Annotated in this window: 20 protein-coding genes; 10 read left to right on the forward strand and 10 right to left on the reverse strand. The window is 67.7% G+C overall.

All coding sequences use genetic code 11. From position 1 onward, the window contains the following. Positions 1-285 precede the first annotated feature (285 nt). From lepB to QQJ79_RS00020, 4 genes are read left to right on the forward strand one after another with little or no spacing between them, the layout of a single operon-like run. Positions 286-1,014, forward strand: a complete 729-nt coding sequence (gene lepB / locus QQJ79_RS00005) for a signal peptidase I (protein WP_284220067.1) — start codon at positions 286-288, stop codon at positions 1,012-1,014. Next, the gene (rnc, locus tag QQJ79_RS00010; RefSeq protein ID WP_284219803.1) at positions 1,014-1,730 is read left to right on the forward strand and encodes a ribonuclease III; all 717 of its coding nucleotides are present in this window, start codon (positions 1,014-1,016) and stop codon (positions 1,728-1,730) included. The genes lepB and rnc overlap by 1 nt, the downstream gene beginning before the upstream one ends. Continuing rightward, positions 1,727-2,674, forward strand: a complete 948-nt coding sequence (gene era, locus QQJ79_RS00015; RefSeq protein WP_284219805.1) for a GTPase Era — start codon at positions 1,727-1,729, stop codon at positions 2,672-2,674. The genes rnc and era overlap by 4 nt, the downstream gene beginning before the upstream one ends. Positions 2,675-2,723: 49 nt before the next feature. After that, positions 2,724-3,908, forward strand: a complete 1,185-nt coding sequence (locus tag QQJ79_RS00020; protein WP_284219807.1) for a serine hydrolase domain-containing protein — start codon at positions 2,724-2,726, stop codon at positions 3,906-3,908. 4 nt (positions 3,909-3,912) lie between these two features. On the opposite strand, the gene scpC is transcribed toward QQJ79_RS00020, so the two are convergent. From scpC to QQJ79_RS00060, 8 genes are all read right to left on the reverse strand, one after another. Next, a complete protein-coding gene (gene scpC / locus QQJ79_RS00025; RefSeq protein WP_284219809.1) occupies positions 3,913-5,427 on the reverse strand; it encodes a succinyl-CoA:acetate CoA-transferase ScpC in 1,515 nt (504 codons plus the stop codon). Positions 5,428-5,492: 65 nt separating this feature from the next. Next, positions 5,493-6,155: a dihydrofolate reductase family protein gene (locus tag QQJ79_RS00030; protein WP_284219810.1), complete on the reverse strand. Its 663-nt coding sequence runs from the start codon at positions 6,153-6,155 to the stop codon at positions 5,493-5,495. Between the two features lie 5 nt (positions 6,156-6,160). Next, positions 6,161-6,652 carry an SRPBCC family protein gene (locus QQJ79_RS00035; protein WP_284219812.1) on the reverse strand — a complete coding sequence of 164 codons (492 nt, stop codon included), beginning with the start codon at positions 6,650-6,652 and terminating at the stop codon, positions 6,161-6,163. Continuing rightward, on the reverse strand, positions 6,649-7,047 hold the full coding sequence (locus QQJ79_RS00040; RefSeq protein ID WP_284219814.1) for a DoxX family protein: 399 nt from the start codon (positions 7,045-7,047) through the stop codon (positions 6,649-6,651). Before QQJ79_RS00040 ends, QQJ79_RS00035 begins: the two co-directional genes overlap by 4 nt. Further along, positions 7,044-7,484 carry a VOC family protein gene (locus QQJ79_RS00045; protein WP_284219815.1) on the reverse strand — a complete coding sequence of 147 codons (441 nt, stop codon included), beginning with the start codon at positions 7,482-7,484 and terminating at the stop codon, positions 7,044-7,046. The genes QQJ79_RS00040 and QQJ79_RS00045 overlap by 4 nt, the downstream gene beginning before the upstream one ends. 78 nt (positions 7,485-7,562) lie before the next feature. Further along, on the reverse strand, positions 7,563-8,042 hold the full coding sequence (locus QQJ79_RS00050; RefSeq protein WP_284219817.1) for an SRPBCC family protein: 480 nt from the start codon (positions 8,040-8,042) through the stop codon (positions 7,563-7,565). A gap of 30 nt (positions 8,043-8,072) precedes the next feature. Continuing rightward, positions 8,073-8,576 (reverse strand): SRPBCC family protein, encoded by a 504-nt coding sequence (locus QQJ79_RS00055; RefSeq protein ID WP_284219819.1) that lies wholly within the window; start codon positions 8,574-8,576, stop codon positions 8,073-8,075. Then, the gene (locus QQJ79_RS00060; RefSeq protein ID WP_284219821.1) at positions 8,560-8,907 is read right to left on the reverse strand and encodes an ArsR/SmtB family transcription factor; all 348 of its coding nucleotides are present in this window, start codon (positions 8,905-8,907) and stop codon (positions 8,560-8,562) included. Before QQJ79_RS00060 ends, QQJ79_RS00055 begins: the two co-directional genes overlap by 17 nt. Positions 8,908-9,023: 116 nt before the next feature. On the opposite strand from QQJ79_RS00060, the gene QQJ79_RS00065 reads away from it, so the two are divergent. The 4 genes from QQJ79_RS00065 (at position 9,024) to parC (ending at position 13,368) form a co-directional block, all read left to right on the forward strand. Then, a complete protein-coding gene (locus QQJ79_RS00065; protein WP_284219823.1) occupies positions 9,024-9,959 on the forward strand; it encodes a nuclear transport factor 2 family protein in 936 nt (311 codons plus the stop codon). A gap of 52 nt (positions 9,960-10,011) precedes the next feature. Then, positions 10,012-10,743: a DNA repair protein RecO gene (recO, locus tag QQJ79_RS00070; protein ID WP_284219825.1), complete on the forward strand. Its 732-nt coding sequence runs from the start codon at positions 10,012-10,014 to the stop codon at positions 10,741-10,743. A 176-nt stretch (positions 10,744-10,919) separates the two neighbouring features. Next, the gene (locus tag QQJ79_RS00075) at positions 10,920-11,120 is read left to right on the forward strand and encodes a hypothetical protein (RefSeq protein WP_284219827.1); all 201 of its coding nucleotides are present in this window, start codon (positions 10,920-10,922) and stop codon (positions 11,118-11,120) included. A gap of 46 nt (positions 11,121-11,166) precedes the next feature. Continuing rightward, positions 11,167-13,368: a DNA topoisomerase IV subunit A gene (parC, locus tag QQJ79_RS00080; protein ID WP_284219829.1), complete on the forward strand. Its 2,202-nt coding sequence runs from the start codon at positions 11,167-11,169 to the stop codon at positions 13,366-13,368. Between the two features lie 10 nt (positions 13,369-13,378). Here parC and QQJ79_RS00085 read toward each other — a convergent pair whose 3' ends face one another. Further along, positions 13,379-13,798: a hypothetical protein gene (locus tag QQJ79_RS00085; protein ID WP_284219830.1), complete on the reverse strand. Its 420-nt coding sequence runs from the start codon at positions 13,796-13,798 to the stop codon at positions 13,379-13,381. A 149-nt stretch (positions 13,799-13,947) separates the two neighbouring features. On the opposite strand from QQJ79_RS00085, the gene QQJ79_RS00090 reads away from it, so the two are divergent. Continuing rightward, the gene (locus tag QQJ79_RS00090; protein ID WP_284219832.1) at positions 13,948-14,526 is read left to right on the forward strand and encodes a LemA family protein; all 579 of its coding nucleotides are present in this window, start codon (positions 13,948-13,950) and stop codon (positions 14,524-14,526) included. A gap of 12 nt (positions 14,527-14,538) precedes the next feature. Further along, entirely contained in the window at positions 14,539-15,570 is a 1,032-nt protein-coding gene (locus QQJ79_RS00095) for a M48 family metallopeptidase (RefSeq protein WP_284219834.1), read from the forward strand. Here the strand turns inward: QQJ79_RS00095 and QQJ79_RS00100 are convergent. Then, positions 15,540-16,298, reverse strand: coding sequence for an arginyltransferase (locus QQJ79_RS00100; RefSeq protein WP_284219836.1), 759 nt, complete (start codon positions 16,296-16,298; stop codon positions 15,540-15,542). The genes QQJ79_RS00095 and QQJ79_RS00100 overlap by 31 nt on opposite strands. Positions 16,299-16,356: the final 58 nt, after the last annotated feature.

Below are 16,356 nucleotides of genomic sequence, written 5' to 3' on the forward strand. Positions count from 1 at the left end.
CACGACGATCACGGGCATGCTGCGCCCGACGCCCACGGTCACGACGACCACGGCCACGCTGCGCCTGCCGCGCACGGCCACGACGCCGGCCATGGGCATGACGATCACGGAAACGCCGCGCCGGTCGCAGCCGCCGCGGTCGCCGGCGCCGCCGCAGCCGCCGCAGCGAAGCCGCCCGTCTGGAGCGACTCCGGCGATGCGCCTTTCGAGGACGTCGACGCGACCCCCGTCTATGCCCGCGGTTCCGGCAAGAAGCGCAAGTCAAAGGGCTCCAGCAGCGAGGGCATGGAGATCTTCAAGACGATCTTCTTCGCCCTGCTGATCGCCCTGGTGCTGCGCGTGGTGCTGTTCCAGCCGTTCACCATTCCGTCCGCCTCGATGGAGCCGAACCTCTACGAGGGCGACTACATCGTCGTGTCGAAGTGGAGCTACGGCTATTCGAAACACTCGATCCCGTTCAGCCCGCCGGTCTTCAACGGCCGGATCATGCTGCCGGGCGTCAGCCAGGAGCCCCGGCGCGGCGACATCGTCGTGTTCAAACTGCCGCGCGACAATGAGACGGACTACATCAAACGCCTGATCGGCCTGCCGGGCGACCGCATCCAGATGATCGACAATGTGCTGTTCATCAACGGCACGGCGGTGCGCGACGTCGAAATGAGCCGCCAGGATGTCCAGAACCTGTACGGGACCCAGCTGACCATCCAGCTGCGCGAGACCCTGCCGGAAGGCCGTCAGATCAACATCCAGGACTGGGGTCCCGGCAATATCTCGGACAACACTCCGGTGTTCGAGGTGCCGGCCGGCCACTACTTCATGATCGGCGACAACCGCGACAACTCGCAGGACAGCCGCTACGACCAGTCGGCCGGCGTGGGCTATGTCCCGGCCGAGAACCTGATCGGCAAGGCCGAGATCATCCTGTTCTCCTGGTCGCCCGGCGCCTCGCTGTGGAACCCGGTCAGCTGGTTCTCGAAGATCCGTCCGAGCCGGTTCTTCACCGTCCTCGACTGATGGCGGACCGACGGGCCGAGGCTGTTCAGGCGCTGCGGCGCCGCCTCGGCCACGACTTCCGGGATCCGGCGCTGCTGGATCTGGCGCTGACGCACGCCAGCGTCGGGGAGGGGGCCGAGCGCGACGCCCGCGGCCGGCCGTTCGCCGACAACCAGCGTCTGGAGTTCCTGGGCGACCGGGTTCTGGGCCTGCTGGTCGCCGACCGGCTGGTGCGCGACTTTCCCGACTCCAACGAGGGCGAGATGTCCTCGCGACTGCACGCCCTGGTCGACAAGGCCGCCTGCGCCCGTGTGGCCGAAGCCATGGGGGTGGGCGACGCCATGCGCCTGTCGCCGGGAGAGACCAAACAGGGCGGGCGCCGGCGCGAAGGCGTGCTGGGCGACGCCATGGAAGCCTTGCTGGCGGCGGTCTGGCTGGACGGCGGCTTCGACGCGGTCCGGGCGGTGTTCGACCGGGCATGGGAGAACGAGCTGTCCGCCCCGCCGCAAAAATCGTTGGCCAACCCCAAATCGGCGCTGCAGGAATGGGCGCTGGGGCTCGGAAAACCCCTGCCGGCCTACCGGATCGTGGAACGGAAGGGGTCGGACCACGCCCCCACTTTCACAGTGGAAGCCAGCGTGGCCGGATATCCGCCCTTGACCGCGCAAGGTCGTTCGCGTCAGGACGCGGAGAAAGCGGCCGCGATCGGCCTGCTGCAGCGTGAAGGCGTGATTTGACCGATACAGAAAACCAGCGGGCCGGCTTCGCCGCCATCATCGGCGCGCCCAATGCGGGCAAGTCCACGCTGGTCAACCGGCTGACCGGTACCAAGGTCTCGATCGTCACACAGAAGGTCCAGACCACGCGCTTCCCCGTGCGCGGCATCGCCATTGAGGGCAACGCCCAGATCGTGCTGGTCGATACGCCCGGCATCTTCACGCCGCGGCGCCGGCTGGACCGCGCCATGGTCGCCTCGGCCTGGGGCGGGGCCTCGGACGCCGATGTGGTCGTGCATCTGATCGACGCCGCCTCGCACATCGCCGCCGAGGGCAAGGAAGGCCAGGCCGCAGACCGCCGCTCGGCCGAGGACACCGAGACCATCATCGCCAATCTGAAGGCCTCGGGGACCAAGGTCATCCTGGCCTTGAACAAGATCGACGGCATGCGCCGCGACACCCTGCTGGCCCTGTCCCAGAGGCTGTTCGAGACCGGCGTCTATTCCGAGGTCTATATGATCTCGGCGCTCAGCGGCGACGGGGTCGACGACCTCAAGCAGCGATTGGCCCGGTCGATGCCCGAGGGCCACTGGCTCTATCCCGAGGATCAATCCGCCGACGTGCCGATGCGGGTGCTGGCGGCCGAGATCACGCGCGAGAAGGTCTATCTGCGCGTCCATGAGGAACTGCCCTATTCGGCGGCGGTGGAGACCACGGCCTTCGAGGACAAGGCCGACGGCTCGGCCCGGATCGAACAGATCATCTATGTCGAACGCGAGAGCCAGCGGCCGATCGTGCTGGGCAAGGGCGGCCAGACCCTGAAATGGATCGGCCAGAAGTCGCGCGAGGAACTGACCGAACTGCTCGACCGCCCCGTGCATCTGTTCATCACGGTCAAGGTCGACCCGAAATGGCAGGACTCCAGAGCCCTTTACGCCCAGTTCGGGCTGGATTTCGACGTCTAGACCCTTGTTCCACGTTCCCAGACAATCCGGGGGGCATCCCCGGCTGGCGATGGCGATCATCGCCGTGTTGCTCGTCCTGGTCGCCGGGCTGGTCGCTTGGGCGACTGTTCGACCCGCCCCCACAGCGCCAGGGCCTGAGCCCCTGCCGCCGCGGCCTCCGGTCGTCGTGGTCGAGGCCCTGCCGCAACTGACGGAACAGCTGACCCGCTGGGGCGGCTCGGGCCAGTTCACCGGCGGCGTGCTGGTCGCGCGGGGCGACGAGGTGCTGTTCCGGCAGGTCCACGGCTTCGCGAACCGGAGCTTGGGGACTCCGCTGCAACTGAATTCCCGCTTCCGCCTGGCATCTGTCAGCAAACAGTTCACCGCCGCCGCCATTCTGAGGCTGCAGGACGAGGGCGTGCTGTCCGTCGATGATCCGCTGTGCAAATGGATCGAGCCGTGCCCGCCGGCCTGGGCGCCGATCCGGCTGCATCACCTGCTCGGCCACAGCTCCGGAATTCCGGATCTGATGGCGCGACCCGCCTGGGGCATCCGTCGCGTGACGCCAGCATCCATGGAAGAACTAACTGCAGAATCCACGCAGTATGGCCTTCAGTTCCCACCCGGATCGAAGGTGCGCTACAACAACGCCGCCTATAATCTGCTGGGCGCCGTGGTCGAGAAGGCCAGCGGGGCGCCCCTGCATGACTATCTGAAAACCGCCTTCTTCGCGCCGCTCGGCATGGCCGACACCGGGTATGACGACGGCGCGTCGGAGGTGGTCATGGGCTACGCCAACCTCGGCGGAGGCGGCCCCTCCGAGCAGCCCGACGCCAACGTCAGCATCATCGTCGGGGCAGGGGCGCTGTACTCGACGCTCGACGACCTGCTGGTCTGGCAGCGCGCCCTGCATGGCGGTCGCCTCCTGAGCCCGCGCAGCTACGCAATGATGATCGCCGACCATGCGCCGGCGGACACGCCCGACGAACGCGGCCGCCCACGTCGCGGCTGGGGCTTCGGCGTCTTCGCCAACAGCATCGGCCAGCGCGTCTCGCCGGCCTTCCTTGATCGCCAGATCTTCCACACCGGGAGCTGGTCGGGGTTCCGCAACCTGATGAGCTATCAGCCGGACGGGGACGTCACCGTGATCGTCCTGTCCAATAATTTTCACCAGCGCGACGCGGTTTTCCTGCTGTCCCAGCAGGGCATGGCCGAGGCGCTGGGCCGGCCGTTTCCGACGACGATGACGCGCTGACGGGTCAGAGCCGCATCGTTCCCGTCTCGACGAACCTCTGGTGCCACGACAGCGCCTCGTTCAGCAGGGTCGGCGACTGCAGGCCGTAGGAGCCCTTGAGGGCGCGGTCGTAATAGTCCTGCAGCTGATCGCGATAGTCAGGGTGAGCGCAGTTGGGGATGATCACCCGGGCCCGCTGCTTCGGCGACAGGCCGCGCAGGTCGGCCAGCCCCTGTTCGGTGACCAGGACCTGGACGTCCTGGGTGATGTGGTCGACATGGCTGGCGTGGGGCACGATCGCTGAAATCCGGCCGCCCTTGGCCGTGGACGGCGTCATGAACACCGAGATGAAGGCGTTGCGGGCGAAGTCGCCGGAGCCGCCGATGCCGTTCTGGATGCGCGAGCCCATGATGTGGGTCGAGTTGACGTTGCCGTAGATGTCCGCCTCGATCAGGCCGTTCATGGCGATGCAGCCGAGGCGGCGGATCAGCTCGGGATGGTTCGATATCTCCTGCGGCCGCAGGATGATCCGGTTCCGGAACTCCGACATCCGGGCATTCAGGTCCGCCGCCGCGTCCGGGCTCAGCGAGAAGGCCGTGGCCGAGGCGACGCGCAGCTTGTCGCTGTCCAGCAGGTCGAGCATGCCGTCCTGGATGACCTCGGTGAAGGCCGTCAGATTCTCGAACGGAGCGTCCACCAGCCCGGTCAGGACGGCGTTGGCGATATTGCCCACGCCCGACTGCAGCGGCAGCAACGAGGCGGGCAGGCGGCCGACCTTGACCTCGTGCGACAGGAACTCCAGCAGGTGGCCCGCGATCGCTCTGGCTGCGTCGTTCGGCGGGTCGAAGGGCGCGTTTCGGTCCGGCGAATGGGTCTCGACCACAGCCACGACCTTGGCCGGATCACAGCGGAAGGTCGGCTGGCCGATCCGGTCGTCGGACCGTATCAGCGGGATCGGCACCCGGTCGGGCGGCAGGGCGGTGCCGTAGTAGATGTCATGCATCCCCTCCAGCGCCTCGTTCTGCCAGGAGTTGACCTCGAGGATCACCTGATCGGCGCGGTCCAGCCAGGTCTTGTTGTTGCCGACCGAGGACGAGGGGATCAGCGAGCCGTCCTCCCGGATGCCCGCCACCTCGATCACGGCCGTCTCCAGAGGCCCAAGGAAGCCCTGCCAGGCCATCGGGGCCACCTGGCTCAGGTGCATGTCGAGATATTCCATCTCGCCCTTGTTGATCTTCTCCCGCGCGATCGGATCGGAGTTGTAGGGCAGGCGGAATTCGATGCCGTCCGCCCGGGCCAGTGCCCCGTCGAGTTCCGGGCCGGTCGAGGCGCCGGTCCAGACCTTGAGCCGGAACGGGGCGCCCCGGGCGTGCTCGGCCTCGATGCGGGCGGCCAGCGCCGGGGCGATGGCCTTGGGATAGCCCGAGCCCGTGAAGCCGCTCATCCCTACGGTGCTGTTGGCCGGGATCAGCGCGGCGGCGTCCTCGGCGCTCATGATCTTCGACTGCAGGGCGACGGAGCGGATGCGTGAGGGGGCCATGCGTCCGATCTAGGCGCCCGGGCCCGCCACGGCCAGCCCGGAAGACTGCGTAGCCCGGCGCGGCCTCAGGCCTCGCGGGCCCATCGCGCGCGGCGCGCCCGTTCGGCCTCGCCGGGTTCGACCTCGCCGAAGGATCCTGTCGGCGGCGGGAGGGCAGTCCTCCGCCAGGTGTGGGCCGCCACCCCCGATGCGGACTGCCGCGTCCGCGTCAGCGACCAGGCGCCGGGGTGGGCGCCGTCGTCGAACAGCCGTTTGCCCGCGCCGAGGATCACCGGGAAGGTCAGCAGGGTCAGCTGGTCGATCAGATCGTGGGCCAGCAGGGTGTGGATGACCTCGCTCGATCCCTGGATCAGCAGGTCGCGGCCCTCGGTCGCCTTCAATGCGCGCACCGCTTCCGCGAGGTCGCCTTCCAGCCGATGGCTGTGGGCCCAGGTCATCGGCGTGTCCGGCCCGGCCGCGACGTATTTGTTGATGGTGTTGAACGTCCGACCGAGACCCTCGTCCATGTGCGGCCAGTAGGCGGCGAAGATCTCGTAGGTCCGGCGGCCCAGCAGCAGATCGTAATCCTCACCCATGGCCTCGCCCATCAGCCCGCCTGAGGCCTCGTCGAAATGGGGCCAGACCCAGCCTCCAAATCTGAAGCCGCCGGTCGTGTCCTCATCGGGCCCGCCGGGCGCCTGCATGACGCCGTCGAGGCTGACGAAGCTCGCGGTTCTGATCGTGCGCATGGTTCCTACTCCTGGCCTCCGGTCACGGCGCGGACGTGGGCCTCGAGCTTGTCGAGGCTGCCGTTCCAGCCGGCTTCCATGCCGCTGAACGGGCCGAGAGCGTCGGCGCCGGCGGTGATCGCCCTGACCTCAAGCCGCAAGATCGTCCGGCCATCTACCTCGTCAAGGAAAACGGTCTGTTCGACCTCGAACCAGGTCGAGCCGTCGGCGCAGTTGACCCAGGTCCGCATCACCAGCCGCTCGGGCTCGTCGAGGGCGATGAATCGGCCGTCGAAGGGGTGATCGCTTCCGTCCGGCGCCCGCATCACCACGTGGATGGAACCGCCCGGCCGCACCTCCATCTCGGCGACCGGGGTCGTAAAATGCTCGGGAGCCCACCAGACCGCGACATGGGCGGGATCGGTCCACATCTTCCATACCAGCGCCCGCGGCGCCTCGAACTCGCGTCGGATCGACAGGCGGGTGAGATGGTCGGGGATGGCGACGTCGATGGTCATGCGGCGGCCCTCCGGAACGGGAAGATCGCGCGCAGCGAGGCGTCCCTCAGCCACAGCCCGCCCCACATGAACAGACCGAGGTAGACGCCGAACAGGGTGTGGCTGAACAGCGGGTTCTCGACCCGCAGATTCGCGGCGATGGCCCCGCCCAGCAGGCCGGTCATCAGCACCGCGCCGAGCAGGCTGGTGCGGGGGATGCCGTAGAGGATCACACAGGCCAGCTCGATCAACCCGATCAGCATCAGGTATTTCGCCGGCCAGCCGAGCGGGGTCATATTCTGCTCGGCGACCATGTCCGCCATGAGGAATTTCGGGGCGATCGAGGCGGCGAGCATGAACAGGACGAACAGCCCGCTCAGCACCCGCCCCGTCCAGACGGAGGGCGAGGCCTTCACTGGCCCGTCTCACAGGGAGCGGCGGGCATGGTGTTGACCATCCACGGCACGCCGAATTTGTCGATCAGCCCGCCAAACCCGGGCGACCAGAAGGTCTCCGAGAAGGGCATGGTCGGCTGCCCGCCCTCGACCAGGGCGTCGTACCAGCGCCGGGCCTGGGCCGCATCGTCAGTGTGCAGGGTGACGTCGAACCCGTTCTTGAGCTGGTCCAGGGGCGGGGCGTACTCGGGCGGAGAGTCGGAGCCCATCAGCGCCTGGTCGCCGACCTGCAGCCAGCAATGCATCAGCCAGTCCTTGTACTCAGGACCGATGGGCATTTCGGGCGGGGCGTCGCCATAGGGCATGGCTGCGGTGATCCTGCCGCCCAGAACCCGGGCGTAGAACTCAAAGGCTTCCCGGCATTCACCCCGGAAGCTGAGGCTGGTCACGATCTTCATGGACTTCGCTCCTATGAGCCGGTTGATCCCAACGCGTGACGCCGCGGCGTCTCTACTGATGCATCCGACGGGCGGTCCTCAGGATGCGCCGCCCGCCGCCAGAAAGGCCTCCAGCCGGTCGAAGGTGCTGGTCCAGCCGTGTTTGTGTCCGGTCAGGCTCTGTTCCGACTTCAGCCCCTCGTGGGTGAAGTCCATCAGGGTGCCGCCGCCCGGCGCGTCGCTGAGCTGGACGGTCACCAGGGTGTCCACCGGCGGCCCGTCCTCATGCGACTCGTCCCATTTGAAGGTGAAGACCAGCCGCTCCTCGGGGACGATCTGGCGATAGACCCCGCCCTGCCAGAGGTCCTGTCCGGTGTCGGGGGAGCGCAGACAGGCGCGCCACGCGCCGCCGACCCGCAGATCCTGGGTGGCGCTGACCGCCGGCCATTCGACCGGCCCCAGCCACAGCACCATGACCTCGGGGTTGGTCCACGCCCTCCACACCAGCGGCCGCGGCGCATCGAAATGACGCTGCATCTGCAGGGTGGGGCGGGTGGCGATACGGTCGACGACGGTCATCGGGCGGGCTCTTCAGCGGGGCCGGGGGGGTCAGAGGGTCTTCAGCAGTTCGGCCAGCTGATCGGCGCAGGTCCCCCAGCCTTCGTGGAAGCCCATCGCCTCGTGCTGCTTCATCGTCTCGGCGTTCCAGTGCCGCGCCGTGGCGACATATTCGGTCTTGCCGTCCGCCATGGGGGTCAGCTCCACGGCGGCGACCATGAAGGGCTGGCCCGCCGGCTCCCAGGCCGGGGTAAGGGCGTCCGTCGTGATCCAGCGACGGTTCGGAACGGCTTCGAGGAAGACGCCGCTGTTGGGAAAGCGTTCGCCGTCGGGGCCGTGCATGACGAAGTTGAACACGCCGCCGGGGCGCGGATCGACCTGCACGTCCGAGATCGTCCACGGCCTGGGGGCGAACCACTGCTGCAGCAGTTCCGGCGTCATCCACGCCTTCCAGATCTGCTCCGGCGGGGCGTCCAGCACGCGGCGCAGGACCAGGGCGTGCTGATGGGCGACGCCATCGGTGTTGCAGGGGTTGGTTTCAATGTCCTGGGCCACGGGGGTCTCCCTTCTGGATCTTCTTCAAATAGGCGTCGAGCCGGTCGAAGCTGGCGTCCCAGTAGCGGCGGTAGTGTTCCAGCCACTCGGCGATGCCCTTCATGCCCATCGGTTCGAGTCGGGCAGGGCGCCATTGCGCCTCGCGGCCGCGGCTGATCAGTCCGGCCTTCTCCAGCACCTTCAGATGTTTCGACACGGCGGGCAGGCTCATGTCGAACGGGGCGGCCAGATCGTTGACGCTGGCCTCGCCCTCGCACAGCCGCGCCAGGATGGCCCGACGGGTCGGGTCGGCCAGGGCGGCGAATTTGGCGGAGAGGGGGTCGGTCTGCATGGGATGAGCTTTGTGTGTAACTGACAGGTTAAATGCATCCACCTGTCGCTGCTGTCAACCGTTCGGTTAAATATTGGGCGGACAGGTAAGCAGGGAGGACTGTTCCGGAGCACGCCATGCTGTCTCTCGCCGCCGCCGCCGTCCTGGTCCTGACCGCACCCGACCCATATCCGCCCGAAGTGGCCGCCTCGGTCGCCCTGACCGAAATGCATGCCGCCGCCGCCCGCGCGGACGCCGACGCCTGGGCCGCACGCCTCGCTCCCGACCTGGTCTGGGTCGGCAATGAAACCTCGGAGCGCTGGGACCGCGACGCCTTCCTGGCCTTTGCCGCTCCCGTCTTCGCGCGTGGGGAGGGCTGGACCTATTCGGCCCGTCAGTACGGCCGCTATGTCAGTCTCGCGCCCGACCCCTGCAACTGCGTGGCCTGGTTCAACGAGGTCCTGGACAGCGCCACCTACGGCACGGCGCGGGGCGAGGGCCTGATGGTGCGCCATGGCGAGACCTGGCAGGTGCTGCGCTACGCCCTCAGCTATCCGATCCCCAATGATCTCGCGAATGGCATGACGGCCGAGATCAAGGCCTTCGAAGCCGCCACCCCGATCATCGACGCCCCCGGCGAGGCCGCCGACACGCCGGAGGAGGAGGCCGCCGCCGCTGTGCTGGACGCCCTGCACGAAGCGGCGTCGAAGGCGGACGGGGCGGTCTATTTCGACCTGTTCACGCCCGACGCGACCTATATCGGCACCGACGTGACCGAGCACTGGTCGATCGCCGAGTTCCGGGCCTATGCCGAGCCGTACTTCAACCAGGGCCGCGGCTGGACCTATACGCCGCGCTCGCGGTCCCTGACCCTGGCGCCGCTGGACTGCCGCTGCGTGGTCTGGTTCGACGAGGCGCTGGACAGCGCAAGCTACGGCACGAGCCGGGGCACGGGGGTGTTGGTGCGCGGCGAGGACGGCCGGTGGCGAATCGCCCTCTACGCCCTGACCTTCCCCATCCCCAACGCCCTGGCGCGGGACATGACGGCGCGAATCCGGGCCGCGGCCGAATAGCCGAAAAACGGAACGTATGGCCAACTCCGGCCCGGACCTCTAACACCCCTCCATGGATTTCACCGACGACGCCTTCGTCCTCTCCGCCCGCGCCCATGGCGACACCGGCGTGGTGGTCGAACTGTTGACGGAGACGCATGGACGGCGGGCGGCCTATGTCGCCGGCGGGGCGTCGCGGCGGATGAAGCCCTTCCTGCAGGCCGGGGCGCGGGTGACCGCAGAGTACAAGGCGCGCACCTCGGATCATCTCGGCTCGGCCCGGCTGGAGCCGGTGGGGGAGGGGCCCAGCGCCCTGTTCGACGATCCCCTGGCCCTGACGGGCCTCGCCGCCGCCGCCGCGGTGGCGCAAGGGAGCCTGCCCGAGCGCGAGCCGCATCCCGGCGCCTTCCTCGCCTTCGAGGCGCTGATGTCGGCCTTCGCCCTGCCGGACGTCTGGCCGGCCATCTTCGTGCGCTTCGAGGCGGGTCTGCTGGAGGATCTGGGCTTCGGCCTCGACCTGTCTCGCTGCGCCGTCACCGGGACGATGGACGACCTGGTCTGGGTCAGCCCCCGCACCGGCCGCGCCGTCAGCGCCGACGCCGGCGCGCCCTATGCCGACAAGTTGTTGAAACTGCCGCCCTTCATGTTGGGGGCCCAGGCCGGGCTGGGAGACGGCGACGTCGGGGCGGGCCTCGACCTGACCGCCCATTTCCTCGAACAGTTCGTTTTTCACCCGCAGAACCGGCCTATTCCGCCCGCACGGGTGTGGATGATCGACAAGCTGCGCGAGGCGGGACGGCTTTGACGGCTGCGCCGGGAAAGTCATAGTGGCTGCATCGGCGCGGGGAGGCGACACTGATCTACTTTCTAGTCCTGCCTCTATGGCTTCTCGGCCTGATCGGGTGCGGGGTTCTGGCACTTATCAAGCCCCTGCGCGTACTCTCGGTCTACCTGGCGTTGGCGGGGACGCTGGGGGTCTGGATGTCCTTCGCACTGTCCACGGCCGCCATCTTCGTTCCGTCCCTGATTGGTATGGAAGAAGGCTCCCAGGCCGCCGCCGCATTCCTCGTCGGCGGCTACCTGGGCGGCATGGCCGGCGGCGGGCTGCTAGGCACGATCCTCGGCCTTCTGTTAGCCCACAGGCTGACTGCCGGCCGAGCGATCATTCCCGGCCGGAATTGATCGTGGCGGTCTAGACTCCAAGCCTCAGACCGCCGATTCGGACCCCATGACCGTTCACACCCCGCCGCCGGAAGGCGGACGCATTGTCGATGAGCCGATGAGCGAGGCGCTGTCGCGCCGCTATCTGGCCTATGCGCTGTCGACCATCACCAACCGCGCCCTGCCGGACGTACGCGACGGTTTCAAGCCGGTGCACCGGCGGATCATGTACGCCATGCACCAGATGCGGCTGAACCCGCAGGCGGCGGCGCGCAAATGCGCCAAGGTCGTCGGCGAGGTCATGGGCGGCTATCACCCGCACGGCGACGCCTCGATCTATGATGCCCTGGTGCGCTTGGCGCAGGATTTCTCGCAGCGCTATCCGCTGGTCGACGGCCAGGGCAATTTCGGCAACATCGACGGCGATAACGCCGCGGCCATGCGTTACACCGAGTGCAAGCTGACCGCCGCCGCCGTCCTGCTGATGGAGGGCATCGACCAGGACTCGGTGGACTTCAAGGCCACCTATGACGATCAGGACGAAGAGCCGATCGTCCTGCCGGCCGGCTTCCCCAATCTGCTGGCCAACGGTTCGTCGGGCATCGCCGTCGGCATGGCCACCTCGATCCCGCCGCACAATGTCGGCGAACTGATCGACGCCTGCCACCTGCTGCTCGAACGTCCTGACGCCACCACGGAAGAACTGGCCGGCATCGTCCCGGGACCGGACTTCCCGACCGGCGGCGTCGCCGTGGAAGGCCACGCCTCCATCCTCGAGGCCTATGAGACGGGGCGGGGCGGGGTGCGACTGCGGGCCCGCTGGGAGACCGAGGACCTCGGCCGCGGCGTCTGGCGCATCATCGTCACCGAGATGCCCTACCAGGTGCAGAAGTCGAAACTGATCGCCGACCTCGCCGACCTGATCGAGCACAAGAAGGCGCCCCTGTTGGGCGACGTGCGCGACGAGTCGGCCGAGGACATCCGGCTGGTCATCGAACCCAAGAGCCGCACGGTCGAGCCCGAGGTGCTGATGGAGAGCCTGTTCAAGCTCTCCGACCTCGAAATTCGCTTCCCGATCAACATGAACGTGCTGGACGCGACCGGCACGCCGCGCGTCATGGGGCTGAAGGCCTGTCTGCAGGCCTTCCTCGATCACCGCCGCGAGGTGCTGGTCCGTCGCGCCGGCTGGCGCATCGACCGGGTCGAGAAGCGGTTGCACCTGCTGGAAGGCCTGAGGATCGTCTTCCTCAATATCGACGAGGTCATCCGGATCGTCCGTGAGGAGGAACAGCCCAAGGCCGTCCTGATCGCGCGGTTCGGCCTCAGCGAGCTCCAGGCCGACTTCATCCTCGACACCCGTCTGCGCCAGCTGGCGCGGATCGAGGAGATGACGATCGAGAACGAATACAAGGCGCTGTCAGACGAACTTGCAGCCTTGCAGTCGCTGTCGTCCTCGCCCGCGAAGCAGTGGAAACAGGTCGGCAAGGATCTGGAGACCGTGCGCAAGGCCCTCGTCTCGCCGCGCCGGACGACCATCGCCGAGGCCGTGGACTCGTCCGCCTTCGTCTCGGTCGAGGCCTTCATCCCGCGCGAGGCGATCACCGTCATCCTGTCCGAACGCGGCTGGATCCGCGCCGCCAAGGGCAAGGTCGAGGACCCGTCGGAGCTGAAGTTCAAGGAGGGCGACAGCCTCGCCTTCCTCGTGCCCGGCTATACGACCGACAAGATCCTGGTGGCGGCGTCCGACGGCCGCATCTTCACCGTCGGCGCCGACAAACTGGCCTCCGGTCGGGGCCACGGCGAACCGCTGCGGCTGATGATCGACCTCGACGAAAAGGCCGACATCATCAATATCCTGACGCACCAGCCGGGCGGCAAGCTGCTGGTCGCCTCAAAGGCCGGCTACGGCTTCATCGCCCCCGAGGACGAACTGCTGGCCCAGAAGCGGGGCGGGAAACAGGTGCTGAACGGCGAGATGCTGGCCGCCATCCGTGTGAACGGCGACCACGTCGCGGCCATCGGCGACAACATCAAGGCCCTGATCTTCCCCCTCGCCGAACTGCCCGAGATGGGCCGGGGCAAGGGGGTCAAGCTGCAGTCCTACAAACAGGGCGGCCTGGCGGACGTGGCGGTGTTCGACGGCGCCCACGGCCCCGAATGGGTCGACGGCGGCGGCCGGCGCCGCAACTGGCCCGACTGGAAGGACTGGCTGGGCAAACGGGCCGGAGCCGGGCGTCAGGGGCCGCGCGGGCTGAGGAAATTCCGCTGACGGGTCTGGCTCAGGACGTTCCGTTGGCCTCGGCCACCCAACTGCGGGCCAGGGCTATACAGGCGTCATGGTCCGCGTTGAGCCCGGCCACAGCCGCATCCGCTGCAGCCTGATCCGGGGTGCGGGTGATCGCGCCGAGCGCCCGACCTGTGCTGGCGGCAAAGGCCTCGGACAACTGCTGCTCGGTCAGGCCCAGCGGCTGGGCGTAGCCGGTCGCCGCCGTGATGAAGCCCCGGCCGTTCCGGTCCGAGCGGGTCTTGGCCTCGGTGTCGCCGGTGAAGGCGTGCAGGGAGGACATCGCCGCCATCACGCCGGCGCAGCGCATGGCCTGTTCGTAGCGCTCCGCCGTGGGCGGAACGGGCGCGGACGGAGGCGGCGCGTCCTGGGTCGGGGCGAGAACGAGGGCGAAAGCCAGAAGCGGTGCAAACATGATGGTCCCTTGGGTCCGCGCCAATCTATCCGCGGCGGGGAGGCGCATCAAACAGTTCCGCAGGCCCGGCGATTCCGGGATTGCGCCGATTTCACTATCCGAGCCGGAGGACGCGCGCGATACTTGCTCCCCAGGCCGGAGAAACCGAAATGATCGTCACCCTGATCGTCATCGCCGTCATCGTCGCGCTGGTGTTGTTCATCGTCGTCGGCGCCTACAACAAGCTGGTCGCCCTCGACCAGCGCGCGGACCAGTCGTTCGCCGACATCGACGTGCAGCTGAAGCAGCGCCAGGACCTGATCCCCAACCTCGTTGAGACGGTGAAGGGCTACGCCTCGCATGAACGTGGCACCCTGGACGCCGTGACCCAGGCCCGCGCCGCCGCGGCCGGCGCGACCTCGGTCAATGAGAAGGTCCAGGCCGAGAACATGCTGACCGGCGCGCTGGGCCGTCTGTTCGCGGTCGCCGAGGCCTATCCGGACCTCAAGGCCAACACCAACTATCTGGAACTGCAGCGCGAGCTGTCGGACATCGAGAACAAGCTCGCCGCCGCGCGCCGCTTCTTCAACAATGCGGTTTCCGAGTTCAACGCCGTCCGCCGTCAATTCCCGACGGTCCTGTTCGCCGGAATGGTCGGATTCGGCGGCGACAAGCCCTTCTTCGACGTCGGCGAGGGTGATCGCGCCGCCATGACCGCCGCCCCGCCCAAGGTCAGCTTCACGGCGTAGGGGATCGCATTGATGGGCGCCGTCGGGCTCCAGACCCACATCTGGGCGAACAACACCCGCTCGATCCTGCTGCTGGCCGGCTTCCCCGTGCTGATGATCTTCATCATCTACGGGCTGCAGCTCGTGCTCATGGGCTTCGGCTTCCTGCCGGGAACAGGGCGGGGGCTGGGCGATGACATGGCCCTGGCGGCTTCCTGGCTGGGCGCCACCATACCCTTGGCCTTCGTCGTCGCCGGCATCTGGTTCGCCATCTCCTACTTCGGCAGCCAGACCATGATCGACATGATGACCGGAGCCCGGAAGGTTGAGAGAAAATCTGAGCCTGACCTCTACAACCTGCTGGAAAACCTCGCCATATCTCGCGGCCTTCGCACGCCGGCCCTGCGGGTGATCGACAATGAAAGCCTGAACGCCTTCGCCACCGGACTGCACGAGGGCCAGTACAGCATCACCGTCACCCGCGGGCTCGTGAACACCCTGACCCGCGACGAGCTGGAGGCGGTGCTGGCCCATGAGTTGACCCACGTGATCAACAAGGACGTGCGGACGATGGTGATCGCCTCGATTTTCGCGGGGATCATCAGCGTCATCGCCGAACTGGTGTTCCGCGGCCTGATGTACTCGCGCGGCGGCGGGCGGAAGGACAACAAGAACGCCCTGCCGCTGATCCTGATCGGCCTCGCCTTCGCCGCCATCGGCTTCGCCCTGGCGATCGTCATCCGGATGATGCTGTCGCGGACGCGCGAGTTCGTCGCCGACGCCGGGGCGGTCGAACTGACCAAGAACCCGGACGCGATGATCTCGGCCCTGCGCAAGGTCGAGGGCCGGTCCCGCCTGAAGGGGCCGGACGAGGTGCAGCAGTTGTTCCTCGACAATCAGCCCGACGGCGTGGGTCTGGAAGGCCTGTTCGCCACCCATCCGCCGATCCAGAAGCGGATCGAAGCCCTTGTCAGGTTCGGCGGCGGCGTTGATCCGGGCGTCTGGTCCGGTGAGGCGACCGGGCCGTTCGAGGCCTATGCGACGTCGACGCCCGTCGCCGGCTGAGCCATCCGCTCCCAACCCAGTCTGGTCAGCTGTTCCATCGGCCGGAACCCGGCCTTGTAGTCCATCTTCTTCGAGCCCCGGACCCAGTAGCCGAGATAGACGTAGGGCAGGCCGACGGCCTGCGCCTGGCGCACATGGTCGAGGATGGCGAACCGCCCGAGGCTGCGGGCCTCCAGCGCCGGATCAAAGAAGCTGTAGACCATGGACAGGCCGTCCCCGAGCAGGTCGGTCAGGCAGACGCCGACCAGATCGCCGGGACCGCCGTCGGGAGAGGGCAGCCGGTACTCGATCAGGTGGGTCCGGACAGCCGTGTCCTCGACCATGGCGACATAGTCGAGCCAGCCCATGCTGCTCATGCCACCGCCCGGATGGCGGCCGTGAAGGTAGCGGCGCAGCAGGTCGAACTGTTCCGTCGTGGCCTCGGCCTCGACAAGATCCCGTGACAGGTCGGCGTTTCGTTTCAGCACCTTGCGCTGGGATCTTGAGAAACTGAACCCGGACACAGGCAGGCGCACCGAGACACAGGCGTCGCAGGATTCACAGGCCGGGCGGTAGGCGATGTTCTGGCTGCGGCGGAAGCCGGCCTGGGTCAGTTCGTCATTGACGTGAACGCCCTCGCTGAACGGCAGATTGGCGAACACCTTCCGCTCGGTCTGGCCGGGCAGATAGGGGCAGGGGGCCACGGTCGTCATGTAGAAGCGTAGCTGGCGCTGGGGAACGAAGGTCACGGCCTCAGGTCCGCATCCAATTTCGCCGACAGTGGGGCGCTGGCCGTTTCATGCCCCG

Source organism: Brevundimonas denitrificans, assembly GCF_030160755.1.
Lineage (GTDB): Bacteria > Pseudomonadota > Alphaproteobacteria > Caulobacterales > Caulobacteraceae > Brevundimonas > Brevundimonas denitrificans.

Coding starts and splice junctions, on each gene's coding strand:
- QQJ79_RS00045 (WP_284219815.1), bottom strand. CDS start 7,484: ATGAAGATCGTGACCAGCCTCAGCTTCCGGGGTGAATGCCGGGAAGCC.
- QQJ79_RS00030 (WP_284219810.1), bottom strand. CDS start 6,155: ATGCGCACGATCAGAACCGCGAGCTTCGTCAGCCTCGACGGCGTCATG.
- recO (WP_284219825.1), top strand. CDS start 10,012: ATGGATTTCACCGACGACGCCTTCGTCCTCTCCGCCCGCGCCCATGGC.
- lepB (WP_284220067.1), top strand. CDS start 286: ATGGAGATCTTCAAGACGATCTTCTTCGCCCTGCTGATCGCCCTGGTG.
- QQJ79_RS00090 (WP_284219832.1), top strand. CDS start 13,948: ATGATCGTCACCCTGATCGTCATCGCCGTCATCGTCGCGCTGGTGTTG.
- rnc (WP_284219803.1), top strand. CDS start 1,014: ATGGCGGACCGACGGGCCGAGGCTGTTCAGGCGCTGCGGCGCCGCCTC.
- QQJ79_RS00065 (WP_284219823.1), top strand. CDS start 9,024: ATGCTGTCTCTCGCCGCCGCCGCCGTCCTGGTCCTGACCGCACCCGAC.
- QQJ79_RS00060 (WP_284219821.1), bottom strand. CDS start 8,907: ATGCAGACCGACCCCCTCTCCGCCAAATTCGCCGCCCTGGCCGACCCG.
- QQJ79_RS00035 (WP_284219812.1), bottom strand. CDS start 6,652: ATGACCATCGACGTCGCCATCCCCGACCATCTCACCCGCCTGTCGATC.
- QQJ79_RS00075 (WP_284219827.1), top strand. CDS start 10,920: ATGTCCTTCGCACTGTCCACGGCCGCCATCTTCGTTCCGTCCCTGATT.
- QQJ79_RS00050 (WP_284219817.1), bottom strand. CDS start 8,042: ATGACCGTCGTCGACCGTATCGCCACCCGCCCCACCCTGCAGATGCAG.
- QQJ79_RS00085 (WP_284219830.1), bottom strand. CDS start 13,798: ATGTTTGCACCGCTTCTGGCTTTCGCCCTCGTTCTCGCCCCGACCCAG.
- scpC (WP_284219809.1), bottom strand. CDS start 5,427: ATGGCCCCCTCACGCATCCGCTCCGTCGCCCTGCAGTCGAAGATCATG.
- QQJ79_RS00020 (WP_284219807.1), top strand. CDS start 2,724: ATGGCGATCATCGCCGTGTTGCTCGTCCTGGTCGCCGGGCTGGTCGCT.
- parC (WP_284219829.1), top strand. CDS start 11,167: ATGACCGTTCACACCCCGCCGCCGGAAGGCGGACGCATTGTCGATGAG.
- QQJ79_RS00095 (WP_284219834.1), top strand. CDS start 14,539: ATGGGCGCCGTCGGGCTCCAGACCCACATCTGGGCGAACAACACCCGC.